Here is a 2642-nt window from a genome sequence, read left to right on the forward strand (position 1 = left end):
GCCGGTGGACCCCACGGCCGCCGCGGCGCCGAACGCCCCCGGCGCGGCGCCGTCGGTCAGCGGCGCGGTGGGCCCGGTACCGCCCGGGCGGCGCACCTCGGCGGGCGAGGTACCGGTCGCGCCGTCGCCCTCCGCCGCCCCGTCGGCCGACGCGACCGGCCCGTCGGGGCCGAAGCCGCCGGGCAACGGGCCGATCTGGTCGAACACCTCGACGGGTTCACGGTCGGCCGGTGGCTCGGGCAGCAGCAGCGCGGCCTGGGCCAGCGCGCGCCGCACTCCGGTCGCGGAGCGGAAACGGTTCTGCGGGTCGGGGTGGAGCAGCGCCCCGAGGACGTCCCAGAGCTGGTCCGGCACCCCCTCCGGGGCGTCCGGGCGGCCGTCCTCGTACGCCTCGTACAGCTCCTGTGAGTCGGGCTTGGTCCCGGTCAGCAGGTACAGGCCCACCAGTCCGACGGCGTACAGGTCGGCGGGGAAGTCCGGCTCGGAGCCCAGCATCTGCTCGGGCGCGAAGTAACCCGGCGTGCCCATCACGAAGTTGGTCTCCGTCAGCCGGGGCTCGCCCTTCCGCATCGAGATGCCGAAGTCCGACAGCCGCAGCCGCGGCCTGCCGGCACCGGTGGCGTCCAGCAGGATGTTGGCGGGCTTGATGTCCCGGTGGACGACGCCCTCGTCGTGCACCGCCTGGAGGCCGGAGAGCAGCTGGTCCAGCAGCGTCACCACGAACTCCGGCGGGAGCGGGCCGTAGTCGCCGATCAGATGGGAGAGCGAACCACCGGAGACCAGGTCCATGGTGAACAGGACCTTGTCGTCGTCGGCCGCCCAGCTCGCCGGCGCCAGGACGTGGGGGTGATCGATGCGCAGCGCCTGCTCCCGCACGAAGCGCAGCAGGGTGTGAGCGTCCGACTGCAGGAGCACCTTGGCCGCCACGTAGCGGCGGCGCCGGTGGTCCCAGGCCCGCCACACCGCGCCGACCCCGCCCCGGCCGATCGGGTCGATCAGCTCGTACCGCCCCGCGAAGACCTCGCCCATGGTGCTCCCGCCCTCAGCCCTGGTGCTTCTCGTAGTGCTCCACCGCGTCGCGGGTCCGTGCGACCCCGTAGATCCGCAGGAACTCCGCCAGTTCGGGATGGGTGTCGGCCAGGGTGGCCGAGGCGCTCTGGATCTCGGAGGCGTCGGCCACGGAGCGCAGCAGCGCCTGGATCTCCCGGACCACCCGCTTGGTGGGGTTGGCCGGGACGCCCGTCTGACCGGACCGGGTCGACGTCGAGTTGGGGCCGAGCACGTTGCCGCCGGCGCTCCGGCGGATCTCCTCCATGGCGGCGGTCGCCTCCGCCGCGCTCACCTGCCCGCCGCGGACCTCCGTGGCGAGGTCCTGCAGGGCCCGGACCCGCTGCACGACGGCGGGGTTGCCGATCTTCGCCCGCTGGCCGCTCATGAGCTGCGACAGCATCGGGGCCGAGAGTCCGAGGACGACCGCGAGACGCGCCTGGTTGAGTCCGAGATCGGTGATGAGACGGCGGAAGAGTGTGCCGAGCGGTTCGCCGTACCAAGTGGTCTGCTGCTCACGTGCGCGATCGGTGGCCTCGTGCTGCCCCGTCTCCATATCTCCTTCTCCCCTGTCGTCCCCTGGTCCCCCGGTGGGGCTTCACGTACGCGAAGTCCGCGTCATCCTACGGAGCCGAGCCGCGTCGGGCGATACCCGGTCGGAATCAGGGCGGAAGATTGGGTACCCTGGTCCTGCATGGGGCGTTAGCTCAGTTGGTAGAGCGCTGTCTTTGCATGGCAGATGTCAGGAGTTCGACTCTCCTACGCTCCACCCCCGGCGCCCGCGAGGCGCCGAGAGGCCCGGCCGGTCACACCGGCCGGGCCTCTCTCGTTCCCGCCCCCGCCTGCCCGCGCGGCGCCGTTCAGCTCCCCGCCAGTTCCGGTGGCGGGGTGCGCTCCTCGTCGACGGGCTCGGTGCGTTCCAGCTCGCCCCAGACGATGTAGCGGTACGTCGAGGTGTAGATCGGCGTGCAGGTGGTGAGCGTGATGTAGCGGCCCGGCTCGGTGGCGCCGGACTCCGTGGGCACCGGGTCGAGGACCGCGGTGTTGTAGCGGGAGGTCGAGGGCAGCGTCGAGTAGACGGTGTAGATGTACCAGGTGTCCTGCGTCTCGAAGACGATGGTGTCGCCCTCGTCGACCTTGTGGATGTCGTGGAACTTCGCCCCGTGGCCGTCGCGGTGGGCGGCCAGGGAGAAGTTGCCCTCCTCGTCCCAGGGCATCGCCGACTCGACGGGCTCGTCGTAGTAGCCCGCGACACCGCCGTTGAGGATGTCGAGGTCGATGCCCTCCTTGACGAGGATCTCGCCCTCGTTCATCGCGGGCACATGGAGGAACCCGATGCCGTCCTCCGCGTCGTACACCGGCGGTTGGCCCGGCTCGGTCGGTTCCTGCCGCTGCCACTGCTCGCGCACCGCGTCGCCGTCGCGCCGGGCCTCCTGGTTGGCGACCACGTTGGTCCACCACAGGGAGTAGGCGACGAAGAGGCCGAGCACGATGCCGGCGGTGATGAGCAGCTCGCCGAACAGGCTGAACCCGGCGAGCATCCAGCGGGCCGCGCGCCCGGGGCGCGCGGCGAACGAGGACGACATGACGCCACG

3 protein-coding genes and 1 tRNA gene are annotated in these 2642 nt (G+C 71.9%); 1 reads left to right on the forward strand and 3 read right to left on the reverse strand.

The annotated features are described in order from the left end of the window. Together HCN56_RS24975 and HCN56_RS24980 are read right to left on the reverse strand one after the other, a co-directional pair. Positions 1-1029 (reverse strand): serine/threonine-protein kinase (locus HCN56_RS24975; RefSeq protein WP_167974843.1); only part of this gene is annotated, 1029 nt, incomplete at its 3' end. A gap of 13 nt (positions 1030-1042) precedes the next feature. Beyond that, positions 1043-1603 carry a helix-turn-helix domain-containing protein gene (locus HCN56_RS24980; RefSeq protein WP_167974845.1) on the reverse strand — a complete coding sequence of 187 codons (561 nt, stop codon included), beginning with the start codon at positions 1601-1603 and terminating at the stop codon, positions 1043-1045. 140 nt (positions 1604-1743) lie between these two features. On the opposite strand from HCN56_RS24980, the gene HCN56_RS24985 reads away from it, so the two are divergent. Next, a tRNA-Ala gene (locus tag HCN56_RS24985) sits at positions 1744-1816 on the forward strand. A 91-nt stretch (positions 1817-1907) separates the two neighbouring features. On the opposite strand, the gene HCN56_RS24990 is transcribed toward HCN56_RS24985, so the two are convergent. Next, positions 1908-2633, reverse strand: a complete 726-nt coding sequence (locus HCN56_RS24990) for a class E sortase (protein WP_167974847.1) — start codon at positions 2631-2633, stop codon at positions 1908-1910. Between the last annotated feature and the right edge of the window lie 9 nt (positions 2634-2642).

The organism is Streptomyces lonarensis (assembly GCF_012033735.1).
GTDB lineage: Bacteria > Actinomycetota > Actinomycetes > Streptomycetales > Streptomycetaceae > Streptomyces > Streptomyces lonarensis.

Bases quoted from the DNA above. Each gene is read 5' to 3' on its own strand.
- HCN56_RS24990 (WP_167974847.1), bottom strand. From the start codon at position 2,633: ATGTCGTCCTCGTTCGCCGCGCGCCCCGGGCGCGCGGCCCGCTGGATG.
- HCN56_RS24980 (WP_167974845.1), bottom strand. From the start codon at position 1,603: ATGGAGACGGGGCAGCACGAGGCCACCGATCGCGCACGTGAGCAGCAG.